This is a genomic window from Faecalibacterium prausnitzii (genome assembly GCF_003287405.1).
In the GTDB taxonomy this organism is placed as follows: domain Bacteria; phylum Bacillota; class Clostridia; order Oscillospirales; family Ruminococcaceae; genus Faecalibacterium; species Faecalibacterium intestinale.
Map to the genome: position 1 here is coordinate 83,462 of NZ_PRLD01000001.1, position 25,581 is coordinate 109,042.

At 57.9% G+C, this 25,581-nt stretch carries 26 protein-coding genes; 24 read left to right on the top strand and 2 right to left on the bottom strand.

From position 1 onward, the window contains the following. Position 1 precedes the first annotated feature (1 nt). The 9 genes from thyX (at position 2) to C4N24_RS00400 (ending at position 7,087) form a co-directional block, all read left to right on the top strand. Complete coding sequence (gene thyX / locus C4N24_RS00360; protein WP_112089838.1) at positions 2-781, top strand: FAD-dependent thymidylate synthase; 780 nt, start codon at positions 2-4, stop codon at positions 779-781. Further along, positions 778-1,449, top strand: a complete 672-nt coding sequence (locus tag C4N24_RS00365) for a dTMP kinase (RefSeq protein ID WP_112089839.1) — start codon at positions 778-780, stop codon at positions 1,447-1,449. Before thyX ends, C4N24_RS00365 begins: the two co-directional genes overlap by 4 nt. A 35-nt stretch (positions 1,450-1,484) precedes the next feature. Continuing rightward, complete coding sequence (locus tag C4N24_RS00370; protein WP_112089840.1) at positions 1,485-2,297, top strand: hypothetical protein; 813 nt, start codon at positions 1,485-1,487, stop codon at positions 2,295-2,297. Positions 2,298-2,313: 16 nt separating this feature from the next. Next, positions 2,314-3,450 carry an endolytic transglycosylase MltG gene (gene mltG / locus C4N24_RS00375; protein ID WP_112089841.1) on the top strand — a complete coding sequence of 379 codons (1,137 nt, stop codon included), beginning with the start codon at positions 2,314-2,316 and terminating at the stop codon, positions 3,448-3,450. An 81-nt stretch (positions 3,451-3,531) separates the two neighbouring features. After that, positions 3,532-4,755: a peptidase U32 family protein gene (locus C4N24_RS00380; protein ID WP_112089842.1), complete on the top strand. Its 1,224-nt coding sequence runs from the start codon at positions 3,532-3,534 to the stop codon at positions 4,753-4,755. Positions 4,756-4,783: 28 nt separating this feature from the next. After that, positions 4,784-5,539: a heparan-alpha-glucosaminide N-acetyltransferase gene (locus tag C4N24_RS00385; protein ID WP_242983143.1), complete on the top strand. Its 756-nt coding sequence runs from the start codon at positions 4,784-4,786 to the stop codon at positions 5,537-5,539. A gap of 207 nt (positions 5,540-5,746) precedes the next feature. Next, positions 5,747-6,169: a flavodoxin gene (locus C4N24_RS00390; RefSeq protein ID WP_112089844.1), complete on the top strand. Its 423-nt coding sequence runs from the start codon at positions 5,747-5,749 to the stop codon at positions 6,167-6,169. Positions 6,170-6,511: 342 nt separating this feature from the next. Then, a complete protein-coding gene (locus tag C4N24_RS00395) occupies positions 6,512-6,871 on the top strand; it encodes a nitrous oxide-stimulated promoter family protein (protein ID WP_112089845.1) in 360 nt (119 codons plus the stop codon). A gap of 57 nt (positions 6,872-6,928) precedes the next feature. Beyond that, positions 6,929-7,087 (top strand): hypothetical protein, encoded by a 159-nt coding sequence (locus C4N24_RS00400; protein WP_015538470.1) that lies wholly within the window; start codon positions 6,929-6,931, stop codon positions 7,085-7,087. A gap of 75 nt (positions 7,088-7,162) precedes the next feature. Here the strand turns inward: C4N24_RS00400 and C4N24_RS00405 are convergent, their stop codons facing one another. Continuing rightward, positions 7,163-7,777 carry an HAD family hydrolase gene (locus tag C4N24_RS00405; protein WP_112089847.1) on the bottom strand — a complete coding sequence of 205 codons (615 nt, stop codon included), beginning with the start codon at positions 7,775-7,777 and terminating at the stop codon, positions 7,163-7,165. 136 nt (positions 7,778-7,913) lie between these two features. Between C4N24_RS00405 and C4N24_RS00410 the strand changes: the two genes are divergently transcribed. From C4N24_RS00410 to tsf, 4 genes are all read left to right on the top strand, one after another. Beyond that, the gene (locus C4N24_RS00410; RefSeq protein WP_112090164.1) at positions 7,914-8,207 is read left to right on the top strand and encodes a PRC-barrel domain-containing protein; all 294 of its coding nucleotides are present in this window, start codon (positions 7,914-7,916) and stop codon (positions 8,205-8,207) included. 155 nt (positions 8,208-8,362) lie between these two features. Next, positions 8,363-10,300: an LTA synthase family protein gene (locus C4N24_RS00415; protein ID WP_112089848.1), complete on the top strand. Its 1,938-nt coding sequence runs from the start codon at positions 8,363-8,365 to the stop codon at positions 10,298-10,300. A 201-nt stretch (positions 10,301-10,501) separates the two neighbouring features. Beyond that, a complete protein-coding gene (gene rpsB, locus C4N24_RS00420; protein WP_015538473.1) occupies positions 10,502-11,224 on the top strand; it encodes a 30S ribosomal protein S2 in 723 nt (240 codons plus the stop codon). Between the two features lie 48 nt (positions 11,225-11,272). Continuing rightward, positions 11,273-12,196, top strand: coding sequence for a translation elongation factor Ts (tsf, locus tag C4N24_RS00425; protein WP_112089849.1), 924 nt, complete (start codon positions 11,273-11,275; stop codon positions 12,194-12,196). A 131-nt stretch (positions 12,197-12,327) separates the two neighbouring features. Here tsf and C4N24_RS00430 read toward each other — a convergent pair whose 3' ends face one another. After that, entirely contained in the window at positions 12,328-14,280 is a 1,953-nt protein-coding gene (locus C4N24_RS00430; RefSeq protein ID WP_242983144.1) for a glycerophosphodiester phosphodiesterase family protein, read from the bottom strand. A 472-nt stretch (positions 14,281-14,752) separates the two neighbouring features. On the opposite strand from C4N24_RS00430, the gene C4N24_RS00435 reads away from it, so the two are divergent. The 11 genes from C4N24_RS00435 to rsmB all read left to right on the top strand — a co-directional run bounded on the left by C4N24_RS00435 (position 14,753) and on the right by rsmB (position 25,572). Beyond that, on the top strand, positions 14,753-16,072 hold the full coding sequence (locus C4N24_RS00435) for a carboxyl transferase domain-containing protein (RefSeq protein ID WP_112089851.1): 1,320 nt from the start codon (positions 14,753-14,755) through the stop codon (positions 16,070-16,072). A gap of 51 nt (positions 16,073-16,123) precedes the next feature. Further along, positions 16,124-16,504 (top strand): biotin/lipoyl-containing protein, encoded by a 381-nt coding sequence (locus C4N24_RS00440; protein ID WP_112089852.1) that lies wholly within the window; start codon positions 16,124-16,126, stop codon positions 16,502-16,504. Positions 16,505-16,520: 16 nt separating this feature from the next. Then, positions 16,521-17,924, top strand: a complete 1,404-nt coding sequence (locus tag C4N24_RS00445; protein ID WP_112089853.1) for an oxaloacetate decarboxylase subunit alpha — start codon at positions 16,521-16,523, stop codon at positions 17,922-17,924. A gap of 196 nt (positions 17,925-18,120) precedes the next feature. Next, positions 18,121-18,462 carry a transposase family protein gene (locus tag C4N24_RS00450; RefSeq protein ID WP_112089854.1) on the top strand — a complete coding sequence of 114 codons (342 nt, stop codon included), beginning with the start codon at positions 18,121-18,123 and terminating at the stop codon, positions 18,460-18,462. Between the two features lie 276 nt (positions 18,463-18,738). After that, positions 18,739-19,617 carry a YicC/YloC family endoribonuclease gene (locus C4N24_RS00455; RefSeq protein ID WP_112089855.1) on the top strand — a complete coding sequence of 293 codons (879 nt, stop codon included), beginning with the start codon at positions 18,739-18,741 and terminating at the stop codon, positions 19,615-19,617. 18 nt (positions 19,618-19,635) lie between these two features. Next, positions 19,636-19,914 carry a DUF370 domain-containing protein gene (locus C4N24_RS00460; protein ID WP_112089856.1) on the top strand — a complete coding sequence of 93 codons (279 nt, stop codon included), beginning with the start codon at positions 19,636-19,638 and terminating at the stop codon, positions 19,912-19,914. Beyond that, the gene (gene gmk, locus C4N24_RS00465) at positions 19,904-20,476 is read left to right on the top strand and encodes a guanylate kinase (RefSeq protein ID WP_112089857.1); all 573 of its coding nucleotides are present in this window, start codon (positions 19,904-19,906) and stop codon (positions 20,474-20,476) included. The genes C4N24_RS00460 and gmk overlap by 11 nt, the downstream gene beginning before the upstream one ends. Before the next feature lie 27 nt (positions 20,477-20,503). Then, positions 20,504-22,765, top strand: coding sequence for a replication restart helicase PriA (priA, locus tag C4N24_RS00470; RefSeq protein ID WP_112089858.1), 2,262 nt, complete (start codon positions 20,504-20,506; stop codon positions 22,763-22,765). A 19-nt stretch (positions 22,766-22,784) separates the two neighbouring features. Continuing rightward, the gene (gene def / locus C4N24_RS00475; protein ID WP_005926004.1) at positions 22,785-23,321 is read left to right on the top strand and encodes a peptide deformylase; all 537 of its coding nucleotides are present in this window, start codon (positions 22,785-22,787) and stop codon (positions 23,319-23,321) included. Beyond that, on the top strand, positions 23,321-24,241 hold the full coding sequence (gene fmt, locus C4N24_RS00480) for a methionyl-tRNA formyltransferase (RefSeq protein ID WP_112089859.1): 921 nt from the start codon (positions 23,321-23,323) through the stop codon (positions 24,239-24,241). The genes def and fmt overlap by 1 nt, the downstream gene beginning before the upstream one ends. Continuing rightward, positions 24,241-25,572, top strand: coding sequence for a 16S rRNA (cytosine(967)-C(5))-methyltransferase RsmB (gene rsmB / locus C4N24_RS00485; RefSeq protein ID WP_112089860.1), 1,332 nt, complete (start codon positions 24,241-24,243; stop codon positions 25,570-25,572). The genes fmt and rsmB overlap by 1 nt, the downstream gene beginning before the upstream one ends. Positions 25,573-25,581 lie beyond the last annotated feature (9 nt).

The following is a 25,581-nucleotide window of genomic DNA, read 5'->3' on the forward strand; positions in this document are numbered from 1 at the left end:
TATGATGACTGTTCGTTTGATCGCCCACACCCCGGAACCGGAAAAGGTGGTAGCGGCTGCCGCAAAGCTCTGTTACTCCGACGCCCATATCACCGACCTTCTGGACGGGTTGGACGAGGAAAAAACTGCAAAATTTCTGACCATGCTCAGTGACCTTGGACATGCAAGCCCCATCGAGCACGCCAGCTTTACCTTTGGTATCGAGGGGGTCAGCCGCACCCTGCTTGCCCAGATCACCCGGCACCGCATTGCGTCCTTCAGCGTGCAGAGCCAGCGCTATGTGCGTCTGGATGATTTCCGCTATGTGACGCCCCCGGAGATCGAAGCCATCCCGGAAGCAAAAGCCGCTTTCCTTGCCAGCATGGAAGAGGACGCCCAGCGTTATCTTGACCTCGCTCATAAGCTGGAGGAGGGGCACACCGCCCGTCTGATGGCTGAGGGAATGCCGGAAAAGCAGGCCCGCGCCAAGGCGTCTAAACAGGCCAACGAGGACGCCCGCTTTGTGCTGCCCAATGCCTGCGAGACCAAAATGGTAGTCACCATGAACGCCCGCAGCCTGATGAACTTCTTCCAGCTGCGCTGCTGCAACCGCGCCCAGTGGGAGATCCGGGAACTGGCTGAAAAGATGTTCGCGCTGGTGTACCCGGTAGCACCCCATATCTTTGCCAAGGCCGGCCCTGCCTGCCTGTGCGGTGCCTGCCCGGAGGGCAAGATGTGCTGCGGCAAAACCGCTGAGGTGCGCGCAAAATATGCTGCCATTAAAGAAGGTGCCGCCGTATGAGCAAAGGCAAACTGATCGTGCTGGAAGGGCTGGACGGCAGCGGCAAGGCCACCCAGGCAAAGCTGCTGGCAGAGCATCTTGCCGCGCAGGGTGTACCGGTGCAGAAGATCACCTTCCCGGATTATGCCAGCGATTCCAGCGCACTGGTCAAGATGTATCTGGCAGGGCAGTTCGGCCAGCACCCGGATGATGTAAACGCCTATGCGGCTTCCAGCTTTTACGCGGTGGACCGCTATGCCAGCTATAAAACCAGCTGGGGCAGCTTTTATGAGCAGGGCGGTGTGATCATCGCCGACCGGTACACCACCTCCAACGCGGTGCACCAGTGCTCGAAGCTTCCGCAGAAGCAGTGGGAGGAATATCTGCACTGGCTGTTTGATTATGAGTTCCGTCTGCTGGGTCTGCCCGCACCGGACAGGGTCATCTATTTGCAGGTAGACCCGGCGGTCAGCCAGCGCCTGATGACCCAGCGCTACCACGGCGACGAGAGCAAAAAGGACCTGCACGAGAAGGATACAGCCTATCTGGCGCGCAGCCGCGCCGCTGCCGAGTTCTGCGCCCGGCATCTTGGCTGGGACACCGTGCACTGCACCAGCGGGGACGCCATGCGCAGCATTGAAGAGATCCAGCAAGAGGTACAGCAGCTTGCCCGGAAAACACTGGGCTGAACGATAAAATATGATAAGAGGGGGCATCCTGAACGATGTATCGTCTGATGCAGCCGTCCGACGAGGCGGCAGTGCTGGCTTTGTGGCAGAGCCAGCATCATGATACCGAAGATTTTGCAAAAATGGTACTGGAACGTTTTGCCGGTGTGCAGAACATTTATGTGGCCGATGAAAACGACACCATCGTGGCGGCTGCGCTGGCTGTGCCGGTCACCCTGCAGGGGCGCACGGGCAATTACCTGTGCCTGTGCGGCGAGGGCAGTCTGCTGCTGGCGGGTCTGCTGGATACCCTGTGCGCCCAGCAAAAGCTGCGGGGCGCAGGCTTTACGGTGGCAGTCCCGGCAGATGCAGCACAGGCAGCGCTGCTGCAGGATAAGGGCTTTGCGCAGGCTTTTGCGCTGCGCTGCCTGCCCCGCGAGGTAAGCCGCAACCTGTGGAGCCAGGCGGAATTTGACACCGTTACGGCCAAAAAGCTGTGCGAGCTGCGGGAGCAGTTCTGGAAGGATACCGTGCAGCTCAGCCCGGAGCGCATGGCGGTGGTGCTGCAGGAGCTGTACGCCCGGGGCGCTACCATCGTGTCCAACGAGCATGGCTACGGCATCTACTTCCGCAAGGAGGACACCTTGTATTTTGTGGAGATGATGGCCGACAGCGACCGCGCCGCCGAGATCCTGATGGAAGCCGCCCGCGAGAAGGAAGTCATCGTGGAAAAGGCGGTCATCACGGTAGGCGCTGCCCAGCCGCTTTTTCTGGGCGAGGGCACCCGGCAGGAATACGGCATGATCCGCTTTGACGCAGAGCCTTTTGACGTGAGCGAGAGCTATCTGCGTCTGATGCTGGAAAACTGAAAAAAGGAAGGTGCGTATGGCACACAACGATACACACGCAGCCCGCAAAAAGGGCGGTGCAGGCAAAATTCTGCTGGTGGTGCTTCTGCTGCTTCTACTGGCCGCGGGCGCAACGGTGCTGTTTGCCCGCAGCGAGATCCACGGCAGCAGTAAGCCCGGCACGGCGGTCACCGTAAGCATTCAGCAGGGCAGCGGCGTAGCCACGATCGCCAACAAGCTGAAGGACGCAGGCGTCATCCGCTCTGCCTACCTGTTCCGCTGGTATGTGGGGGAAAAGGGTGCTGCCGCAAAGCTGCAATACGGCGATTTTGAGCTGACCACTGGCAGCTCCTACGATGCACTCATCAGCACCCTTTCCCAGTACGCCAAGGCAGAAACAGTGCGGGTGACCATTCCGGAGGGCACCACGGCCATTGCCATTGCCCAGAAGATGGAAGCCGCTGGTCTGTGCACCGCCGAGGAGTTTTTGAAGGAAGCCAACGAGGGCGATTTCAGCGCATATACCTTCTGGCAGTATGTCCCGGAGGATAAAGATGCTCCGAACCGCTTCATGAAGTGTGAGGGCTATCTTTTCCCTGAGACCTACGAGTTTTTGAAGGGTGATACGGTGCACAACTATGTGGCTACCTTCTACGCCCAGTTCGATGCACAATTTACCAAGGAAATGTACGCAGCGCTCAAAAAGCAGGACATGACCCTGCCGGAGCTTGTCACTCTTTCCTCCTTTGTGCAGGAGGAAGCGGGCAACAGTCAGGACTCCAACGTGGCGCAGGTGTTCCGCAACCGTCTGGCGGAGGGCTCGCCCTATCCCCGGCTGCAAAGCAACACCTCCAGCCATATCCAGAGCGACGCCGACAATAACTATCTCTGGAACTGGGTCGCACCCTACTACGGCGGCTGGGATGATATCCCGGAAAATATCCTTGCAGCCTACGACACTTACAGCTGCACCGGCCTGCCCGCTGGCCCCATCTCGAACCCCGGTCTTGCCGCCATCAAAGCGGCGCTGGAGCCGCAGCCCGATGAGGAAGCCAAGGACGCTTACTTCTTTGTGACCGACCTCAAGGGCAATTACTACTACGCCCACACGCTGGCAGAGCATAACGCAAACTGCAAAACTGCCGCAGCTGTGAACAAAAGCCTGAAAAACTGAGGAAAGGCCGCTGCACAAAAAACACGGTGCAGCGGCCCCTTTCCCGTTAAAAACTGTGATACATAAGAGAGGAACCTACAAATGTTACAGATCCCGGAACTGCTTGCCCCGGCGGGCGATGCAGAACGTCTGCGTTATGCCATCAACTACGGTGCCGATGCCGTTTACTGCGGTCTGCCGGAGTTTGGTATGCGCTCTGCCCCGGCCAATTTTACCCCGGAGCAGCTGACGGAAAGCGTCATCTACGCCCATGCCCGCGGCCGCAAGGTCTACCTGACCATGAACACCCTGCCCACCAACGAGGAAGCCGACCGCCTGCCGGAGGCCATCAAGGAAGCCGCCAAGGCCGGTGTGGATGCTTTTATCGTGGCAGACCTTGGTGTGCTGGATGCCTGCAAGACCTTTGCCCCGGACATTGATGTGCATCTTTCCACCCAGACCGGCATCACCAACTGGGCAGCCGCCCGCGCCGCCTACAAAATGGGCGCAAAGCGCGTGGTGCTGGCCCGGGAGATGACCTTGCAGGATATTGCCATCCTGCGCGATAAGACCCCGCCGGAGCTGGAGATCGAGGCCTTTGTGCACGGTGCGATGTGCATGAGCGTGTCCGGCCGGTGCCTGCTGTCCAACTACATGGCAGGGCGTGACGCCAACCGCGGCCAGTGCGCCCAGCCCTGTCGCTGGAAGTACTACCTGAGCGAGGAGACCCGCCCCGGTCAGCTGTACGAGATCGGCGAAAACGAGAACGGCAGCTACATCCTTAACGCCAACGATCTGTGCACCGCACCCTTCATCGACCTGATCTGCAAGGCGGGCGTGGACAGCCTGAAGATCGAAGGCCGCGCCAAGACCTTCTACTATGTTGCCAGCGTTACCGCTGCCTACCGCAAGGCACTGGACGCCTATCTGGCCGACCCGGCAAACGATAACTTTGAGCTGCCGCCGGAGGTGTACGCAGAGCTTACCCGCACCAGCCACCGGCACTATTCTCCCGGCTTCTATTTTGGCCGCGAACAGGCCAAACAGGCCACCGACAGCGCCACCTACATCCGCGAGTGGGAGTTCGTTGGCACGGTGGACAGCTGGGAAAACGGCATCGCCCATTGCCAGCAGCGCGGCAAATGGAGCCTTGGAGATACGCTGGAGGCACTGTGCCCGGACGGACGCAGCATCCCGCTTACCCCGGAATGGATTGAAAACGAAGCAGGGGAGCGGGTGGAAAGCACCCCTCACGCCATGGAAAAATACACCATGCCCACCCCGGAACTGCCGCCCATGAGCCTGCTGCGCCGCAAAACGGTGTAACAGCGTGACAAAAAGGAAGGAAAACGCCGTGAAGTACAATAACACTTCTGCCCGCTACGCCATTCTGGATGAGCTGCGCGGACTGGATTTAGTTAGTATGATGCTCTATCACGGCTGCTGGGATCTGGTCAATCTGTTCGGCATTCAGGCAGACTGGTATTATGGCTTGCCCGGGCATCTGTGGCAGCAGAGCATCTGCTGGGTGTTTATTCTATTGTCCGGCTTCTGTGTGCAGCTTGGGCATCATACCCTGCGCCGGGGCGCACAGGTGTTTGGGGCGGGGGCGCTTGTCACGGCAGTCACGCTGCTTTTTATGCCGGATGACAGGGTCGTTTTTGGCGTGCTGACCCTGCTGGGCAGCGCTATGCTGCTGACCGGCCTTTTGGAAAAGCCGCTGCGGCGCATTCCACCCGCAGCAGGGTTTGCTATCTCCGCAGTGCTGTTCGCCCTGACCCGCAATGTTTCGGCAGGCTATTTGGGTTTTGGCAGCCTGCGCCTCTGGCTGCCGCAGACACTGTATGCAAACTACGTTACAGCGTACTTTGGCTTTTATCCGTGGTGGTTCTATTCTACGGATTATTTCGCCCTTCTGCCGTGGCTGTTTCTGTTCTGGGCGGGGTACTTTCTCTACGGAGTTGTAGGGCGGCAGCGCATGGAGCCCTTGCACTGCTCGGTCTGCCCGCCGCTGGGCTGGCTTGGACGGCACTCGCTGCTGCTGTATCTGTTGCACCAGCCGGTCATCTACGGGGCGCTTCTGGCAGTGTTCCGCGTATTGGGCAGCTGAAACGCACGCTCTGTGCGCTTTAGAAAAGGTGGCATTGTTGTGCCGTGCAAACATTGCGCCAATGCCTTGACAAGCGGGGCAGGGCTGTGGTATCCTGTTGACGGTTAGAAAATGCTAACTACAAAAATGCGTCATGAAACACGGACGCATTTTTACAGAGCATGAAGTTAAACGAAACTAACTACACAGAGAAAGAGGTAGAGTTTTATGAGCAAAGTAGCAATCGTATTCTGGAGCGCCACCGGCAATACCGAGACCATGGCAAACTGCATCGCCGAGGGCGCAGGTGCCAACGGCACCATCGTGTCCTGCGCCGAGATGACCCCCGCAAAGCTGGCAGAGTTTGATGTGGTGGCCTTTGGCTGCCCGGCTATGGGTGCAGAGCAGCTGGAGGAGAGCGAGTTCGAGCCTATGTTTGCTGCACTGGAAGGCTCTCTGAACGGCAAAAAGATCGCACTGTTCGGCTCCTACGGCTGGGGTGACGGTCAGTGGATGCGCGACTGGGTACAGCGCGCACAGGATGATGGCGCACAGCTGTTCAGCGAGGAAGGGCTCATCTGCAACGAAACACCTGATGATGACGTGCAGGCTGCCTGCCGTAAGCTGGGCGCAGATCTGGCGGCATGGTGAGCTTTACGAGAGGGAAACTCTCTTGACAAAAATGGTTTGCTGCGCTAAACTATAACTTGCCGTGTTTCGGCATTTTTATAGAAACAAAAGTTAGAAAGCACTAACTTTTAGAAGTGCAGCAGCCGTTATGCAGAGTATCGTAAAAATGCAGAATTTACGGCAGGAGAAAGCGGACGAAATATCCGTCAACTCCTGCCGTTTTTGGTAAAGGCGGTGTATATGGAAATGGCTGTGGCACTTGGCGTTACAGTAGGCTTTGCGTTTTTGCGCAGTGCAGTACGCCGTGCTGCGCGCCGGTCAGGCCGTAAAAGAGAATAAGAATGATCAGGAGGAACGGACCCGATGCAGCAGACCCCCAAAAACTTGGATAAAAAGCGTGCAGATGAAAAACTGCTTGTCAGCGAGATGATCGCACTCTACTGCCGCAAACAGCATGACACTCCCAAAGGCACTTTATGCCCGGAGTGCCGGCAGCTGCACGATTATGCGCTTGCGCGCATTGAAAAGTGTCCGTTTATGGAAACAAAGACCTTCTGTTCCGCCTGCAAGGTCCATTGCTATAAACCGGAAATGCGGGAGAAAATTCGTGCAGTCATGCGCTGGGCGGGCCCGCGTATGCTGCCGGTGCATCCGGTATTGTCTATCAGGCACGTGGCGGTCACGCTCAAATCCAAGCGGGAAGCCAAAAAGGCAAACGGATAAAATCCATGTATAAACCCTTGCTCCACAGGGCAACCTATGGACAAAGAGGTGATAAGCATGGAAAACATCGGCGTGACCTGTGATGTCTGCGCGTGCTGCCACAATGTGGACGGCTGCAAATGTGATCTGCCGCAGATCAAGGTGACGGAGCAGTGCAGCTGCACCACCCAGCAGGTGGAGACCCCGCACTACTGCCAGAGCTACGAAGAAAAGTAAGTTCCTACCAGCGCAAAGCAGCCCCTGCCGGAACGGCTTTCCGGCAGGGGCTGCTGCGTTTTACGGTATCAATGCTCAGCGCAGCGTCACGTTACAGGTGGCAAGGCTGCGGATCAGTGTACCGACGCTGTCCTTCATCTGGATACCGGCAAAGCCCAGCGCGAAGGCGGCCTGCACGTTTTCCAGTCTGTCATCGATAAATACGCACTCGCTGGCCTTCAGCTGATACTTCTTCAGCAAAGCTTTGTAGATCTGCGGGTCGGGCTTGTTCACCTGTACCTCACAGGAGGCTACGCCGCCGTCAAACTGAGCCAGCACGCCGCGTTCGATCAGCAATTCCAGCACATCCTGCGGAATGTTGCTCAGGTAATACACGCAATAGCCGTGGCTCTTCAGCCGCCGCACCAGTTCCAGCATCCGCAGACGCGGGCGCAGAATGTGCATCCAGTCGTCCAGCACGCCCTGCACCTCAAAGGCGCAGCCCTCGGCGCGGGCGTGCTCCAGCATACGCTGGTTGCCGTCATAGCGGGAAAGCTTGCCCGCGTCCAGCAGCTGCCACTCCTCGCTGCCAAAGGTCAAATCGTAGACCTTCTCCTCCATTTCGGCGTTGCACAGCCGGTCTACAAGGTACGCCTTGGGGTCAAAATCCACCAGCACACCGCCGATATCAAAAATAATGCTTTTATACATAACTGCTGCCTCGCTTGTATTGGATGTTTTTCTCAGATATTTTCCATAGTATACCACAACCGGGCGGGTGCTTTCCACCCCTTTGGCATAGAAAATGCCGCCCCGGCGTATGCTGTGGCAGAAAGGGGAGAGTGCCGTGACGATCCGGGAACTGTGCGAGAAAGAGGTCGTTCAGTTGGAGCAGGGGGTGTGCCTTGGCCGCGCGGATGATCTGGAACTTGACCCCGCAACGGCGCAGCTGCAAAGCCTGATCTTACTGGGCAGGCCACGATTTTTTGGTCTGCTGGGTCGGGACGAGAGTCTGACCATCCCTTGGAGGGAGATTGAGACCATTGGCACGGATGCCATTCTGGTGCATACCGCCGTGCCAAAAGCACCGGCAGCACCTCACGGCTTCTGGCAGCAGCTGCGTGCAAAGCTGGGTCTGTGAAAAATAGGGGAATATTTTGAAAAATAAAACCATAATTTTTGTAAAATCATGAATGGACATTTTCGGCAAAGTGACTATAATAAGCACGAAAGGCTTGTGCAAATAGCACAGCCACTCTGGAAATAGGGTTCGGGACGTGGAAAGGGATATCAACTATGAAAACATCCAAACCGCTGTTGACCCTGCGGATGCTCTTCCCGGCGGCAGTTTCTCTTATCGTGCTGCTGCTGGGCGAGTGGATCGCGCGTGGGTCGCTGACCGCTGATACCTTTATCAGCTTTATTTTTCCCCATTTCGGGGCATACCTGCTGGCATGGCTGCTGCTGTTTCTGGTGTGGGAACTGCTGGACTGGGTGCTGCGCATCCCGCCGCTTGCTACGCTGGGCATGGCTGTTCTGGGCTGCGCACCCTGCGCAGTAAACTTTTACACCATGCAGCTGCGGGGTGAGCCCTTTCTGCCGTGGGATCTGATGCAGGTGTCCGAAGCCGCCGGTGTGGCCTCTGCTGCCGGGCTCAAGTTGCAGACCAGCATGGTGGTCTCCATTGTGCTGGTGCTGGCGCTTACGGTGGCAAGCTTCTTTGTTTATCGCGGGCGGCTGCGTCAGCGCTGGCTGCCAAGGCTTGCGGGCACCGGTGCTTCGGCGGCGGCGCTGTGTCTGCTGATCTTCGGCGTTTACTTACAGCCCGCAGTCACGCAGGTTTTGGGCATCACGCCGGATGCGTGGATGCAGGACCGCTACTATCGTTACTACGGTGTACTTACCGGTTTTATGACCAACCTCACCAATCTGGAGATCGACAAGCCCGAGGGCTACTCGGAGCAGGCGGTGGACGATATTCTGGATAACGTAGCTGAGAGCGAGAAATTCTCCACCGGCCCCATGTATGCGGGCAGTTATGCCGCTACTACCCCCAAGGAGGAGCAGGCAAAGCAGCCTACCATTATTTATGTGATGGACGAGTCCTACTGGGATGTTTCGGAGTTAGAGCAGTACGGCATCACCTTTGATACCGATGTATCGCAGAACCTCCACGCTTTGCAGCAGACCAGCGCCTACGGCAGAGCCTACAGCCCCAGCTTTGGCGGCGGCACCTGTGATGTGGAATTTGAAGCCCTGACCGGCTACTCGGTGTCCTTCCTGCCCAGCGGCAGCAAGCCCTACCAGCAGCACGTCACAAAGCCCATGTTCGCCCTGCCCAACTACCTCAAACTCAAGGGCTATCAGACCGCTGCGGTGCACTGCTTCTGGGCAAAATACTGGAGCCGCGATAAGGCGTATCCCAACCTCGGTTTCAGTGATTTTATCAGTCTGGAAGATATGCACGGCGTGACCAAGGTGCGCAAGCACTACTGGACCAGCGGCCTTGTGACCGATGACTCTATGGCCGACCAGATCATTCAGCAGTACGAAAAGATGAGCACTTCCTCTGATAAGCCCATCTTCCTGCACGCGGTCACCATGCAGAACCATACCAATTATAATAGAGACAACTACCCAGATGACGAGCGGGTGCACGTCGTATCCCATCCGGTGGGGCTCAAGAGCAGCACCGTGGGTGCGCTGGAAGATTTCGCTACCGGCATCCGGGATGCAGACGCCATGTTGGGCAAGCTGACGGCGTATTTTTCTCAGGTGGACGAGCCGGTTATTCTGGTGTTCTGGGGCGACCACTATAACCCCATCGATTCCAACTACGATGTCTACACCACTACCGGTTATGCAAGCGGCTCCAGCACCGACCCCCGTCTGCACCAGACCACGCTGCTGATGTGGTCGAATTACAGCCAGCAGCCGGTGGACTTTGGCACCATTGCCGCTTACGATATCTCCCCGGTGATGATGGAACTGTTCGGGCTGGAGCAGCCGCTGTACTTCCAGTTCCTCAACCGGCAGCTGCGGGTCGCCAGCCGCAGCTGCACCCGCGGCACTACCATGAACTTGGACGGCACCACCACCCAGCAGCCCACGGAGTTCCAGCAGCGCTGGACAAACGAGCACTGGATGCTGCAATACGACCTGATGTTCGGCAAGGGATATGCCCTCAACCGCATGGGCGTTGCGGGCTTAAGCGGGATGAATACGGGCAAATAAGAGAAAAAGTGAGAGTTTCTTTATACAAAACAGAGAAAACCACTTGCAACCGCATTCTTTTTGTGCTATTATAACAAAGCATTACACACGCATCACTATGCCCTTTTGTGCCCTTTTGGGTTGAGGGCAGTCCGCCGGTACCCGATGTACTGTGCAGATCACGGTGTGCGGAGGCAAAACAATATCTGGAGGTATTTTATTATGGCAGTCGTTTCTATGAAGCAGCTTCTCGAGGCAGGTGTGCACTTCGGTCACCAGACCCGCCGCTGGAACCCCAAGATGGCTAAATACATCTTCACCGAGCGCAATGGTATCTATATCATTGACCTGCAGAAGACCGTGAAGAAGCTGGACGAGGCTTACAACTACGTGAAGGAAGTTGCAGCTGAGGGCGGCGACATCCTGTTCGTTGGCACCAAGAAGCAGGCTCAGGAGTCCATCCGTGACGAGGCTCTGCGCTGCGGCATGCACTACGTCAACGCTCGTTGGCTGGGCGGCATGATGACCAACTTCCGCACCATCCGTAAGCGCATCGACCGTATGGATCAGCTGGCTAAGATGAAGGAGAACGGCACCTTCGAGCTGCTGCCCAAGAAGGAAGTGGCTAAGCTGGAGCTGGAGATGGAGAAGCTGGACAAGTATCTGGGCGGCGTCAAGAACATGAAGACCCTGCCGAAGGCTATGTTCATTGTCGATCCTCACAAGGAGCGCATCGCTGTTGCCGAGGCTCGCAAGCTGAACATCCCCATCGTTGCTATCGTTGATACCAACTGCAACCCCGATGAGATCGACTACGTGATCCCCGGCAACGACGACGCTATCCGCGCTGTCAAGCTGATCGCCGGCGCTATGGCTGACGCTGTGCTGGAAGGCAAGCAGGGCAACCAGGAGGCCGCTCCCGCCGAGGACGCAGCAAACGCCTGATTTCCCATTCCGCAACCAATCAAATAACGTGTAAGGGAGAAAACAAAAATGGCTATTTCTGCAAAGGACGTTATGGAACTGCGCAAGCAGACCGACTGCGGCATGATGGAGTGCAAGAAGGCTCTGACCGAGGCTGACGGCAACTTCGAGAAGGCAATCGAGATCCTGCGCGAGCGCGGTCTGGCTACCGCCGCCAAGAAGGCAAGCCGCGTTGCTGCCGAGGGTATGGTCTACGCTGACTACTGCCCCGCCTGCAAGGTCGGTGTTGTCATCGAGGTCAACGCTGAGACCGACTTCGTTGCCAAGAACGACAAGTTCGTTGACTTCGTCAAGGAGGCTACCAAGGTCATCATGAAGCAGAACCCCGCTGATGTCGAGGCTCTGATGGCTTGCAAGACCGAGGCTGGTGAGACCGTTGACGAGGCTCTGAAGAACCTGATCCTGGTCATCAAGGAGAACATCAAGGTTCGCCGCTTCACCCGTTACGAGGGCGTCTGCTCTGCATACGTCCACGGCGGCGGCACCCACGGCATTCTGGTCAACTTCGAGACCACCAACGACATCGATGCTAAGGACGAGTTCGTTGCTTACGGCAAGGACATCGCTATGCAGGTCGCTGCTGCTAACCCCGGCTACGTCGACGAGGCTTCTGTCCCCGCCGAGGTCGTGGCTAAGGAGAAGGAGATCATGCTGGCTCAGATGGCTCAGGATCCCAAGACCGCTAACAAGCCTGAGGCTGTGAAGGAGAAGATGATCGAGGGCAAGATCAAGAAGTTCTTCAAGGAGAACTGCCTGGTCGATCAGGAGTTCGTCAAGGACGGCGACCTGACCGTTGCTCAGTACACCGCTAAGGTCGCTAAGGACCTGGGCGGCGAGATCAAGATCGTCAAGTTCGCCCGCTTTGTCAAGGGCGAGGGTCTGGAGAAGCGTGCTGACGACTTCGCATCTGAAGTTGCAAGCATGGTGAAGTAATTTAAACTTCCAAAGACAAAATAGGAGCCGCAGTACCTGTAACAGGGTGCTGCGGCTCCTTTTGATTTGCGTGAAAAGGCAAATACCGGGCAGCCCGCAGACTGCCCGGTATTGCTGTATAAATCTTCTGCTTATGCTTCGTCCAAAACCTCTTCGGGATCCTCAATGGCGTCCTCGATAGTCTCCTCAACCTCCATCGTTTCTTCAGCGTCCGGGGCGGCAAACAACTCCTGAATCTGATCCCGCAGCCAGAGCAGACGGTTATCCAAAGCCTTGTCCCGTGCCAGCAGCGGCGCAATGATCTCGGGTTTGTCAGTGATCAGGTCATCCACGCCCAGCTGCAGCAGCTTTTCGGCATCCTGCTGACGGTTGATGGTCCATGCGGAGATGGTCTTGCCGCGCAGATGGATCTGCTGCACCATACCGGCGGTGATAAAGGTGGATTCTACGCTGAAAAAGTCTGCGGCAGGCAGATCGTAGTAGGTGCCTACGCCCAGCGCCAGAATATACCCGGTGGTAATGTCCGGGTCCAGTTCCTTCACCTTGCACAGGGTCTCGTAGCTCTGGGAGGTGACCACGCAGTCTGAACCGTAGTCGTATGCGTGAATCAGCCGTACCGTTTCGGCTTCCAATGTCGGCGTAAAGGTGCTGGGCTTGATCTCAATGTTCAGTTCTGCCTTGCCCTTGCACAGCGCCAGAACCTCTTCCAGCGTGGGAATATAGGAACCCGTGAACTGCCGATGGAACCAGCGTCCGGCATCCAGCTGCTGCACCTGTACATAGGGCAGGTCGTAGATGTTGGCGTTGCAGCCGGTACACCGGCGCAGGCTGGTGTCGTGGGTCACCACGGCTACGCCGTCAGCGGTCATCTGCACGTCCAACTCAATGCGGGGGCTGCCGTGCTCCAGCGCGGTCTCGAAGGCAGCCATGGTGTTCTCCGGTGCACGGGAAGAATAGCCACGGTGATAGGTGATCACCGGGTCGGCAAGGCCCAGCACGCTTTGCAGCGGCTGCGTTTGCGGGAACAGCAGGTATACCGCCGCTACGCCGCAGGTAACCAGTGCGGCGCAGGCCATCATCCCGGCCAGCACCGTCTGCTCACGGTGCAGGGCAGGGAGTACATCGGAAATGGTCGGCTGCGCTGCATCGGACTGCCGGGGCGCTTCGTACAGTACCTCTGTAAGGGTGCTCTGCGCCGCCGTCATGGCACAGTCCATAAGCAGGCAAAGGAACGGTAACTCGATCAGCAGTGCCGCGCGGGAAAGTGCCAGCAGGGCAGCAGTGCTGGCAAAGCCGACACCTAGGATGACGCAATAGAACAGCGCTGCCCCGCACAGCAGCATCAGCCCGGTGCGCACGGCGGCGGTCAGCATCCAGTGCAGTGCCAGCCCAAGCAGCTGCCCGGTGCGGCTGCGCAAAATGTGCAGGCTCTCCGCAAACGCACAGCCAAAGCTTTTGCGCTCCAGCAGAAATTTTGGCAGAACCACAAGCCCGTCCAGCAGCAGTGCCAGCACAAAAAGCACCGCCAGAGCAAATAGAAAACGATTGGAGGAACGCGCCTTCAGCAGCCCCCAGAGATATTCCGGCACGGCAAACTGGGTCAGATGGTTTGCAGCCAGAAAAAAGTTCGTCAGCGGGATCAGGGCAGCGCCATACAGCAGCAGTGGGAGGTTCTGCGGCAGAAACACCCGCACAAGGCTGCAAAAGGCATCCCGGAACACCGCCCACGCCCGCAGGGGCTCGCCGTGCCGTATCCGTGTCAGCAGATGCAGCATTGTGGCGACCTCGTACAGGTTCCAGAAGGCTGCCAGCACCGCCAGCACGGCGATGCACCCAATGATGGCAGGGGAGGCAAAGATGCGGGAAGCGGTCTTATTGTTGAGGTAGCGGATGGGTGCGAACCGCAGCGTCAGTGCCCAGATCAGCTGCAACGCCGGTACGAACAAGAGGTTTGTCAGTACCTTATAAAACAGCAGAAAAAACAGAAATACCCGCCCCTTTGGCGAAAGCAGGGAACGGGCGGCATCATGCAGAGAGCGGTAGGCCTGCTCCTGCTGCCGGAGCTTTGCGGAAAATCGCTTCAAGATAGCTTCAACCTCTTTTTTCATTTTTACCGGGCTTTTCTCGTGCACTGCATAGGTACAGTTTGGCAGACTGCCCGGCAAATATGATTTTTAATATTTTATCGCAAGTCAAGAAATTAGTACAACATCTAAACAGCATATTTGCGATATGCAATTCAACGCTGTTGCTGTTGCATTAAAAAGTTGAATTGCTATAATATAGTGTAACATAAACGCAACGGAAAGAAAACGCAGCAGACGGGTGCAGTTTCGCCAAAAAAACCGGAAAAATTTCTACATCCGCAAAAAGGGCGTGCGATAGCAGTTGCCCAGATAAAACGCGCAAAACGATGAATCGTTAAAAATTTGGCTTTCCATAAGCGATGGATGTTGAATCACATGGATTTTTATAGAATCCCTTGCATTTTTTTGCCAGCTTCTGTATAATAAATATAATTTTGAAAGCTCACACAGACAACCAGGAGGTCTAATTATGGCTTCAAAGATCAATAAGGGAGAAATCCTCGCCAAGTTCTTCGATGACGGGGAGTATACTGCGCTGTTTGCTGATGGTGCAGTGAGCGCTGCCTGCGGTTATGCCGCAGGTCAGCAGGCTTACGCTGTTTATCAGAACGGCGAGGCTGTTACCGTAAAGGATGTTGAAAAGAACATCAAGGTTCTGGAAATGGCTGCACAGACCGGCTGCCCGGTGGTCACCTTCTATAACTCGGTTGGTGCAAAGCTGGCTGAGGGTCTGGACGTGCTGACTGTCAGCGCAAAGCTGAATGCACAGATCGCAAAGGTCTCCGGTGTTATTCCGCAGGTGGCCGTTGTTCTGGGTGTCTGCGGCGGCACCAGCGCTCTGAGCGCTGCCAACGCAGACGTCTGCATCATGGCCGAGGGCGCAGAGCTGTTCTTCACCGCTCCGTTCACCTCCGCTGCCAAGGGCGATAAGGTCGCCGATGCAGGCAGCGCTGCTGCTGCCGCCAAGGCAGGTGTGGCTTCCATCGTGGCTGCCGATGCCGCAGAGGCTGCTGAAAAGGCCGCTCACATCGTGGGTCTGCTGCCCGCCAACAACCTGACCGGCCCGGCGATCTTCGAGTTCGAGCAGCCCGCCGCTGTTCTGGCTGCCGGTGCCGAGCCCGCAAAGGCTGCTGCCGCTGTGATCGATAAGGACAGCGCTGTGGAGCTGTACGCAGGCTTTGGTAAGGCTGTCTACACTGCATTTGCAACCATCGGCGGCAACGCCGTGGGCGTTGTGGCAACCGGCAAGCAGCTGTGCCACAACTGCGTAGCCAAGGCTTCCCGCTTTGTGCGCTTGTGCGATGCTTTCAGCGTGCCTGTGGTCACCATCGTGGACACCGAGGGCTTTGTGCCCAGCGTTACCGATGACGTGGCTGGCGGCATCCGCGAGGCTGCCCGTCTGGCCGCTACCTATGCCGATGCTACCACCGCAAAGGTGGCTGTGCTGGCCGGCAAGGCTGTGGGTCCTGTGTACACCGCTCTGGCTGCTGCCGACCTGCGCATCGCTGTGACCGGCTGCACCGTCAGCGCACTGGAGCCCAGCGCCGCTGTCAGCGTGCTGTACAAGGACGAGATCGATGCTTCCGACAACATCATTGCCGCCACCAAGGCCAAGGCTGCTGCTTACACCGCTGAGGTGTGCAGCGCTGCCAGCGCAGTGGCTGCCGGTGCTGCCGATATGAGCTGCGATGCCGCCAATGTGCGTGCCAGCGTTGTGGCTGCACTGGAGCTGCTGAGCACCAAGCGTGCCGCCCGCCTGCCCAAGAAGCATGGCAATATGGCTCTGTAAGCGTCCGAATGTAAGTTAATTGAGTTCGATTTTGAATTGGAGGATCCTTCCATGAAGTACTACAATATTACTGTCAATGGTGTTGCTTACAGCGTTTCCGTTGAGGAAACTGCCGCAGGCGCTGCTCCTGTTGCTGCTGCTCCCGTTGCAGCACCCGCCGCACCCAAGGCCGCTCCCGCACCCGCAGCTGCTCCCAAGGCAGCCGCCGGTGCAGCCGGTGCAGTTGCCGTCAAGGCTCCCATGCCCGGCAACATTCTGGATGTCAAGGTCGCTGCCGGTGCTTCTGTCAAGGCCGGCGACGTGCTGGTCATCCTCGAGGCCATGAAGATGGAGAACGAGATCGTTGCTCCGCAGGATGGCACCGTGGCTTCCATCAACGTGAACAAGGGCGATACCGTCAACTCCGGTGACGTTCTGGTTTCCATGAACTAAGGAAGAGGTGACAACCATGGCAAAAAAGCCGATCAAGGTGACCGAGGTCGTCCTGCGTGATGCGCACCAGTCTTTGCTGGCCACCCGTATGACCATGGACGAGATGCGCCCCATCCTGCCCGAAATGGACAAGATCAACTACTTCTCTGTGGAGTGCTGGGGCGGCGCTACGTTCGACAGCTGCATCCGCTTCCTGGACGAGGATCCTTGGGAGCGTCTGCGCATCCTGCGCAAGGAGCTGCCGCACCAGAAGCTGCAGATGCTGTTCCGCGGCCAGAATATGCTGGGCTACCGTCCCTACGCAGATGACGCTGTGGAGTACTTTGTACAGAAATCTGTTGCCAACGGCATCGACGTTATCCGCATCTTCGACGCTCTGAATGATCCCCGCAACCTGCAGACCGCCATCAAGTCTGCCAACAAGGAAGGCGCTCATGTGCAGGGCTGCATCAGCTACACCCTGAGCCCCGTGCACAACAACGAGTACTTTGCATCCTACGCCAAGACTCTGGAGGAGATGGGTGCAAACTCTATCTGCATCAAGGATATGGCCGGTCTGCTCACCCCCTATACCTGCTATGATCTGGTCAGGAAGCTGAAGGAGACCGTCAGCATCCCTGTGGATATCCACAGCCACTACACTGCAGGTCTGGCTTCCATGTCCATCCTCAAGGGCATCGAAGCAGGTGCCGACATCGTCGATACCGCTATGAGCCCCCTGAGCCTTGGCACTAGCCATATGCCCACTGAGAGTCTGGTTGCTGCCCTGCAGGGCACCGACTACGACACCGGTCTGGATCTGAAGCAGCTGAATGTCGTGCGCGCTTATTTTGCAAAGCTGCGAGAGAAGTACATCGCCAACGGTCAGATCAGCCCCAAGAGCCTTGGCGTGGACGCCAACACCCTGCTGTATCAGGTGCCGGGCGGTATGTTCTCCAATATGCTCAAGCAGCTGAAGGATGCCGGCAAGGAGGATAAGCTGGACGAAGTGCTGGCCGAGATCCCCCGCGTCCGTGAGGATGCAGGTTATCCGCCGCTGGTCACCCCCACCAGCCAGATCGTTGGCACGCAGGCTGTGTTCAATGTCATCATGGGCGAGCGCTACAAGATGGTCACCAAGGAGTTCAAGGGTCTGGTCCACGGCGACTACGGCAAGACTCCCGCTCCCATCAAGCCCGAGTTCACCAAGAAGATCCTTGGTGACGAGCAGCCCATCACCTGCCGCTTTGCCGACACGCTGGCTCCCGAAATGGACAAGCTGAAGGCCGAAGCTGCCAAGTGGGCAACGCAGGAAGAAGACGTGCTGACCTACGCCATGTTCCCGCAGGTCGCACCCAAGTTCTTCGATAAGCGCAATGCTAAAAAGCAGGGCGTGGACGGTGACCATGTGGATTACACCAACCAGTCCCATCCTGTCTGATAAATAAGCTTCTTTCAGGGCTGCTGCACAAAAAGCTGTGCGGCAGCCCTTTTTGTATATCCGGCAAAGGCACAAAACAGGCTGCGCCGGGCAATGCCGGAAAAACTTCTGCATACACATTGACTTGCTGCCCAATACATTTTATAATGAAAGAAATGATCCCGGCAATACAATAAATGATGTGGAGGAAAATGCTATGCGAAGCATCCCGGAACAGCGCATTGCTGAGTTTCAGGAGCAGGACTATCAACGGTATTTTGGCATTTCAAAACTGGAATTTGACCGGATGCTTAAGGCTCTGCAGGAGGCTTACCGTCAGGAGCACAAACGTAAGACCCGCTTTACCAAGATCTCCATGATGGACAAGCTTATTCTGACCTTGATCTATCGCTACGAATACCGCACAATGGAAAGCATTGCCAAGGAATACGAGGTCTCTCTGGATACCATTGCCGACAACATCCATTGGGTGGAGCGCACGCTGCTCAACGCAGATATCCTGCAAACCAGCGTGACCTGCGTTTATAAGACGAACTGATGTTATGACCCTGCGTGAAAACGCGGGGTTATAATTTTTCAGGGGGGAGCTTCTAAAAAGCGGTAACTGCCGCAGCCATGTTGTTTTGACTGCGGACGGATGCACAGCAGTAAAAAATGGAAATCGTGTTTTTTGCGCGGATGCAGTCTGCACCTTGAATTTTTCAGAAAAGAATAGTAAAATGATGCTATATGTATCGTAACATGGGCTTGTGTGCCCAAAGCGGATACCTATACAGAAAAAACGAAGTTAAACCGCAAAAGAATAGGAGCTAGTATGATCTTAAGCATGACCGGTTTCGGCAGGGGGACTGCCGTGCTCAATGGCCGTGAGATCACTGTGGAGCTGCGCAGCGTGAACTCCCGCTATTTCGAGTATTCCTCCCGCATCCCGCGCACCTGCAGTTCTCTGGACAGCCGCCTGAAAAAGCAGCTCAACCAGCGGATCTCCCGCGGCAAGGTGGAGCTTAGCATGACCGTGCAGAACGTGGACGCAGCGGATACTGTGGTCGCCGTCAATATGGAGCTTGCCCGCAGCTATCAGCAGGCGATGCGGACCTTGTCTGAGCAGCTGGGGGTCAAAAATGATGTGTCTACCGCCGTTCTGACCCGTTTCCCGGATGTGCTGACCACCCGCCACGCCGATGTGGACGAGGAGCAGCTGTGGCAGGATGTGTCTGCCGTCACCGCGCAGGCGCTGGATCGCTTTGTGGAGATGCGCGCCGCCGAGGGTGCCAAGATGAAGGCAGACGTGGAAAGCCGCCTTGCGTTTCTGGAACAGTGCGTCGGCAAGGTGGAAGCTTTGAGTGCAGGCCGGGTAGAGAACTACACCAACCGCCTGTACGAAAAACTCAAGGTCATCCTGCAGGATCGTGATATCGATGATGCCCGTGTGCTGACCGAGGCCGCCATCTTTGGCGATAAGACCGCCGTGGATGAGGAGACTGTCCGTCTGCGCAGCCACATTGCGCAGTACCGCGATATCCTGCAGCTGGACGAGCCCGTGGGCCGCAAGCTGGATTTCCTGACGCAGGAGCTGAACCGCGAGACCAACACCATTGGCTCCAAGTGTCAGGATCTGGATATCACACGCATCGTGGTGGATATGAAAGCGGAGATCGAAAAGATCCGCGAGCAGATCCAGAATCTGGAATAATATGTTGTGGAGGAGCCTATGAAACTCATCAACATCGGCTTTGGCAATATGGTCAGTGCGGGGCGCGTGGTGGCAGTCGTCAGCCCGGACTCTGCACCGGTCAAGCGTCTGGTGAAGGAAGCACGCGAGCGCGGGATGCTGATCGATGCCTCTTACGGCCGCAGCACCCGGGCTGTGCTCATCATGGACTCCGATCATGTCGTGCTGTCCGCCCTTCAGCCCGAAACGGTGGCAAGCCGCGCTGCCGGGCAGGAGGGCAGAGCATCAATGGAGGAAGAAGCATCTCATGGCGAATGATAAATTTCTGTTTGTAGTTTCCGGCGCAGCCGGCACCGGCAAGGACAGCGTGGTCAAGGCACTGCGCGAGGCACACCCCGAGATCGAAAAGACCGTCTCTGCTACCACCCGCACCCCGCGCCCCGGCGAGCAGGAGGGTGTGGACTACTACTACCGCACCCGCGAGCAGTTCCAGCAGCTGCTGGAAAACGATCAGGTGGTGGAGCACAACTTCTATAACGGCAACTACTACGGCACCCTGAAGTCTGAGGTGGAGAAGCGGCTGGAAGCCGGCAAGGTGGTCGTGCTGGTCATCGATGTGCACGGCGCTGCCAATATCCGCCGGATGTTCCCGGGCGCTACCACCGTGTTTCTGCTGCCGCCCTCTGTGGAGGAGTTGGAGCACCGTCTGCGCGGCCGCGGCACTGAGACCGAGGAAAGCATTCAGGAACGTCTTGCCACCGCCCGGCAGGAGCTGGCTGAGCAGGATAAGTTTACCGTAAAGCTGGTCAACAACCAGATCGAGCCCTGCGCCGCAGAGCTGTATCAGGTCATCTGCCAGCGCACCGGGCTGCAAGGCTAAAAATCAAGCGTTGAAGGAGTTGGACGAATGCCCAAAACGGTAGGCGTTGCCGTCAGCAATGCGACCTTCCATTTTGATAAGCTGTACACCTACGCTGTTCTGCCGGAGCACCAGAATGCGGTGCGTCTGGGCAGCATGGTGCTGGTGCCCTTTGGCAAGGGCAGCCGCGCCCGCATGGGCGTGGTGCTGGCCTGCGATGCCGAGCCAGAGCACTCCAAGCTGAAATATCTGTTCGATGTAGCCCCGGCTTCGGCCTGTCTGACACCGGAGCTGCTGCGGCTGGTGCATTTTTTAAAGGAGCGCACCTTCTGCACCTACTACGAGGCCGTCAAGGCGGTCATTCCGTATGGTGCGCAGTATAAGCCCGCCGTGGCGGCAGACGGTGTGACCCCGGTACTGCAAAAGCAGCTTACCCGCCACACCGAAAATGCCTACAAGCTTGTGAGCACGCTGCCGCAAAAGCCAAAGCCTACGGCAAAGCAGCTGGCAGCGGTGGCATTGCTGAGCGGCGGCCCTCGCACCCTGAACGAGTTGGAGGATAAGGGCATCAGCCGCGCGGTGCTGGATAATCTGTGCACCAAGGGCGTGCTGGAATGCAGCAAGGTGAATAAGTCCATCGACCTGTACGCCTCCATTCCGCTGCGCAACGACCCCATTACCCTCACCGAACAGCAGCAAGCTGCTTACGACACGCTGCTGCCCAAGCTAGAAGATGCCGCACCCCATTCGGCGCTGCTGTACGGCGTGACCGGCAGCGGCAAGACGCTGGTATTTTTAAAATTGATTGCCCGCTGTCTGGAGCTTGGCCGCAAGGCGCTGGTGCTGGTGCCGGAGATCAGCCTGACCCCGCAGATGATCCTGCGGTTAAAGGGGCAGTTCGGCCGCCGGGTGGCGGTGCAGCACTCCGCACTCAACCACACCGAACGCCTGCTGCAATGGCAGATGATCCAGGATGGTGGTGCAGATATCGTGGTTGGTACCCGCAGCGCAGTGTTTTCGCCGTTGGAAAACATCGGTCTTATCATCATTGACGAAGAGCAGGAGCACACCTACCGGTCGGAATCCGCACCGCGCTACTCCGCCCACGAGGTCGCCCGGCAGCGTGCCGCCGAAAACGGCGCACTGCTGCTTCTGGCCAGCGCCACCCCCAGCACCGAGAGCTTTTACGCTGCGCAGAATGGCCGCACCCAGCTGGTGCGGCTGACCAAGCGCTACGGCGGCAACCCGCTGCCCAGTGTGCAGATCGTGGATATGCGGGCAGAACTGGCTGCGGGCAATCCCCGCGAGATCAGCCTTGCGCTGGAAGATGCCATCCGCCGCAATCTGGACGCGGAAAAGCAGACCATCCTTTTGCTCAACCGCCGGGGCTATCAGACCATTGCCCAGTGCGAGGACTGCCGCGAGGTGCTCAAGTGCCCCAAGTGCAGCGTGCCCATGGTGTACCACAAATCAGCGCATAAGGTGCTGTGCCACTACTGCGGCTCCCAGCAGGAGCCGCCGCCCACCCTTTGCCCGGCCTGCGGCGGCAAGCTGCAGTACCGGGGCTTTGGCACCCAGAAGGCCGAGGAGGAACTGGCAAAGCTCTTCCCGGAGGCACGGGTGCTGCGCATGGATCAGGACTCTACCGCCGCCAAGGACGCCCACGAAAAGCTGCTTGCCAAATTTGCAGCGCATGAATACGACATCATGGTGGGTACCCAGATGGTGGCAAAAGGGCTGGACTTCGAGGATGTGACCCTTGTGGGCGTTCTGGGCATTGATTCGCTGCTGTTTGCACAGGGTTTCCGGGCATACGAGAACGTGTTCAGCCTGATCACGCAGGTGGTGGGACGCAGCGGCCGCGCAAAAGAGCCCGGCTTTGCCATCATCCAGACCACCGACCCGGACAACCCGGTGCTCACCCTTGCCGCCGCGCAGGATTACGATGCTTTCTATGAGCAGGAGATCGACTACCGCAGGCTGGGCTTGTACCCGCCCTTCTGCGGGCTGTGCGTCATCGGCTTTGCCGGTGCAAAGGAGAACGAGGTGGCGCGCGCCGCTGCCCGTTTCTCGGTGCTTTTAGGGCAGCAGGCGGCCAAGCAGCCGGATCTGCCCCTGCGCATTCTGGGTCCTACGCCCGGCAGCATTGAAAAGATCAACGACACCTACCGCTATAAGCTCACCGTCAAGTGCCGCAACGACCGCCGCTTCCGCGACCTTGTGCGTGCTGCACTGGCACTGTATGAAAAAGAAAAACTGCCGTCCAAGGCATCGGTCATCGTAGACCTGCACTCGGATGGTGACATCTGATAAAACTGGAGGTACCATTATGGCTATCCGTAATATTGTTAAAGAAGGCGACCCCATCCTGAACAAGGTCTGCCGCCCTGTGACCAATTTTGACGACCGTCTGGCTACTCTGTTGGACGATATGCGCGAGACCATGATCGCCGCCGATGGCGTGGGTCTGGCTGGCCCGCAGGTAGGCATGATGCGCCGCCTGTTCGTGGTGTGGGACACCACCGATGCCCCGGAGGAGATCCCCGAGGATTACGAGTACAAGTTCATTGACTTCGTCAACCCTGAGATCCTTGCCGTTTCCGAGGAAGAGGAGACCGCCTACGAGGGCTGCCTGTCCTTCCCAGGACATAACGGCGCTGTGACTCGCCCGGTTGCCGTCAAGGTGCGTGCGCAGGACCGCAACGGCGAATGGTTCGAGCTGGAAGCTGACGGTCTGCTGGGCCGCTGCATCCAGCACGAGAACGACCATCTGGACGGCATCACCATCATGGAGTCCAGCGAGTACTTCTATGAGGATACCGAGGAAGGCAAAAAGGCTGCCCGCGAAGCGAAAGGAAACAACTGATGCGCATTTTGTTCATGGGCACGCCGGATATTGCCGCCGAGTGCCTGAAAGCCCTATATGCCGCCGGGCACGATATCTGTGCCGTGTACACCCGGCGGGATAAGCCGGTCGGCCGCAAGCAGGTGCTCACCGCGCCGCCGGTCAAGGAGGTTGCTCTGGCGCACGGCACACCTGTGTTCCAGCCCCGCACCCTGCGGGACGGCAGCGAGGATGAAAACATCCGTGCCCTCGCCCCGGAGCTGATCGTGGTGGTGGCCTATGGCTGCATCCTGCCGAAGTCCGTGCTGGAAATGCCCCGCTATGGCTGCATCAACCTGCACGTTTCGCTGCTGCCGAAGTATCGCGGCAGCGCCCCGGTGCAGTGGTCGGTGCTGAACGGTGACGCCGAGACCGGCGTTTCCATCATGCAGATGGACGAAGGGCTGGATACCGGCGATGTACTGTACTGTAAAAAAATCGCTATTGACCCCGAGGAGACCAGCGGCGAATTGTTTGACCGCGTTACCGCTGTGGGCGCCGAAGCTCTGTGCGAGACTATTCCCCAAATCGCCGCAGGTACCCTGACGGCTGTGCCGCAAGACTACGAAAACGCCACCCTTGCCCCCATGCTGAACAAGGAGATGGCAGAGTTCCACCTTACAGACTCTGCCGCCCATATCCATAACTGGGTGCGCGGCATGAATCCTTGGCCGGGTGCGTGGTTTATCACTTCCGGCGGCAAAAAACTTAAGGTGATGTCCTGCCGCGTGGCTGCCGCCAACGGTGAAGCCCCCGGCACTGTGCTGGCCACAAAGCCCCTGACCGTAGCCTGCGGCGAGGGTGCTATCCAGCTGCTGGAAGTTGTGCCGGAGGGCAAAAAGCCCATGGATGGCACCGCCTTTGCAGCGGGTCTGCGCCTGAAAACGGGGGATAACCTCTGATGGCGGCAAATCCGCGTGCGGCGGCAGTTGCCGCACTGATACGGCAGGAGCAGGACGGCTTTTCCAATCTGGTGCTGGACGCAGAGCTCAAGCGCCAGAAGCTGGAAGGCCGGGATAAGGGCTTTGCAAGCGCCATCTTCTACACCGTATTGGAGCACCGGGGCACGCTGGACTATATTCTGGAGCAGTTTCTGCCCAAGGGTCTGGCGAAGCTGGATGCCCCCGTGCGGGAGATTCTGCGCGCTGCACTGGCACAGGCGCGCTATATGCAGGTGCCTGTCTCCGCTGCGGTGAACGAAGCGGTCAAGCTGACCCGCACCTTTAAAAAATCCAGCGCTTCCGGCCTTGTCAACGCTGTGCTGCGCAAGGCCTGCGGCTATGATTTAGACGCTGCCGTCTTTACAGACGAGATCCAGCGCCTGATGGTGCTTGGCTCTGCCGGGCGGGATGTGGCGGAATTCCTCCACAAAAACTACCCGGATGAAGCACTGGGCATCCTGACCTATCAGGCCGATGGAGGTTTGACCAGCCTGCGCGCAAATCCCATCAAGGCCAACGCTGCACAGCTGTGTGCGCTGCTCACAGAGCAGGGCGCAGCAGAGGTGCGGCAGGGCATCGTGCCCGGCAGTGTGCTGGCACGGTTTGCGGGCAGCCCGGCAGACAACGAGCTGTTCCGGCAGGGGTACTACCATGTGGAGGGGCAGGCCAGTCAGCTGGCAGCTCTTTGCGTAGGTGCAGCCCCCGGCGAGACGGTGCTGGATCTGTGTGCTGCCCCCGGCGGCAAGACCATTCTGCTGGCCGAGCAGATGCAGGGCACAGGAGAACTGTACAGCTGTGATGCGGCAGAAAACCGTGTAGGGCTGATCCGAACCGCTGTGGATCGCATGGGCTTTGCCGGGGTGCATACCCTGTGCAACGATGCCACCAAGCCGAACCCTGCACTGCCCATGGCAGACCGCATCCTGACGGATGTGCCTTGCAGCGGCTTGGGCATTCTGGCAAAAAAGCCGGATCTCCGCTATAAAAAGCTGGAAGCTGCCCGGCAGGCAGAACTGCTTGCCACACAGGCGGCAATTCTGGATACCGCTGCGGCGCTGCTCAAGGCGGGCGGGCGGTTGGTCTACTCCACCTGCACCATCGACCCGGCAGAAAATCAGCAGCAAATCGCAGCCTTTTTGCAGCGTCACCCGGAATTTGAGGTCTGCGCGCCGGATGTACCGCTGCCCGCCGGGATGACGGCAGGGGAGCACGGCTGCCTTTCGGTGCCCACCCGTACCGGCATGGACGGTTTTTTCCTGTGTGTGCTGCAAAAAGCCGCCGCAACGCAATAAGCACGACCT

Excerpts from the sequence above, each read along its gene's own strand:
- tsf (WP_112089849.1), top strand. The coding sequence starts at position 11,273 with ATGGCTATTTCTGCAAAGGACGTTATGGAACTGCGCAAGCAGACCGAC.
- fmt (WP_112089859.1), top strand. The coding sequence starts at position 23,321 with ATGCGCATTTTGTTCATGGGCACGCCGGATATTGCCGCCGAGTGCCTG.
- thyX (WP_112089838.1), top strand. The coding sequence starts at position 2 with ATGATGACTGTTCGTTTGATCGCCCACACCCCGGAACCGGAAAAGGTG.
- C4N24_RS00365 (WP_112089839.1), top strand. The coding sequence starts at position 778 with ATGAGCAAAGGCAAACTGATCGTGCTGGAAGGGCTGGACGGCAGCGGC.
- C4N24_RS00395 (WP_112089845.1), top strand. The coding sequence starts at position 6,512 with ATGCAGCAGACCCCCAAAAACTTGGATAAAAAGCGTGCAGATGAAAAA.
- C4N24_RS00390 (WP_112089844.1), top strand. The coding sequence starts at position 5,747 with ATGAGCAAAGTAGCAATCGTATTCTGGAGCGCCACCGGCAATACCGAG.
- C4N24_RS00450 (WP_112089854.1), top strand. The coding sequence starts at position 18,121 with ATGCGAAGCATCCCGGAACAGCGCATTGCTGAGTTTCAGGAGCAGGAC.
- C4N24_RS00400 (WP_015538470.1), top strand. The coding sequence starts at position 6,929 with ATGGAAAACATCGGCGTGACCTGTGATGTCTGCGCGTGCTGCCACAAT.
- C4N24_RS00415 (WP_112089848.1), top strand. The coding sequence starts at position 8,363 with ATGAAAACATCCAAACCGCTGTTGACCCTGCGGATGCTCTTCCCGGCG.
- C4N24_RS00460 (WP_112089856.1), top strand. The coding sequence starts at position 19,636 with ATGAAACTCATCAACATCGGCTTTGGCAATATGGTCAGTGCGGGGCGC.
- C4N24_RS00370 (WP_112089840.1), top strand. The coding sequence starts at position 1,485 with ATGTATCGTCTGATGCAGCCGTCCGACGAGGCGGCAGTGCTGGCTTTG.
- def (WP_005926004.1), top strand. The coding sequence starts at position 22,785 with ATGGCTATCCGTAATATTGTTAAAGAAGGCGACCCCATCCTGAACAAG.
- C4N24_RS00405 (WP_112089847.1), bottom strand. The coding sequence starts at position 7,777 with ATGTATAAAAGCATTATTTTTGATATCGGCGGTGTGCTGGTGGATTTT.
- rpsB (WP_015538473.1), top strand. The coding sequence starts at position 10,502 with ATGGCAGTCGTTTCTATGAAGCAGCTTCTCGAGGCAGGTGTGCACTTC.
- C4N24_RS00435 (WP_112089851.1), top strand. The coding sequence starts at position 14,753 with ATGGCTTCAAAGATCAATAAGGGAGAAATCCTCGCCAAGTTCTTCGAT.
- C4N24_RS00380 (WP_112089842.1), top strand. The coding sequence starts at position 3,532 with ATGTTACAGATCCCGGAACTGCTTGCCCCGGCGGGCGATGCAGAACGT.
- C4N24_RS00445 (WP_112089853.1), top strand. The coding sequence starts at position 16,521 with ATGGCAAAAAAGCCGATCAAGGTGACCGAGGTCGTCCTGCGTGATGCG.
- rsmB (WP_112089860.1), top strand. The coding sequence starts at position 24,241 with ATGGCGGCAAATCCGCGTGCGGCGGCAGTTGCCGCACTGATACGGCAG.
- gmk (WP_112089857.1), top strand. The coding sequence starts at position 19,904 with ATGGCGAATGATAAATTTCTGTTTGTAGTTTCCGGCGCAGCCGGCACC.
- C4N24_RS00455 (WP_112089855.1), top strand. The coding sequence starts at position 18,739 with ATGATCTTAAGCATGACCGGTTTCGGCAGGGGGACTGCCGTGCTCAAT.
- C4N24_RS00440 (WP_112089852.1), top strand. The coding sequence starts at position 16,124 with ATGAAGTACTACAATATTACTGTCAATGGTGTTGCTTACAGCGTTTCC.
- mltG (WP_112089841.1), top strand. The coding sequence starts at position 2,314 with ATGGCACACAACGATACACACGCAGCCCGCAAAAAGGGCGGTGCAGGC.
- priA (WP_112089858.1), top strand. The coding sequence starts at position 20,504 with ATGCCCAAAACGGTAGGCGTTGCCGTCAGCAATGCGACCTTCCATTTT.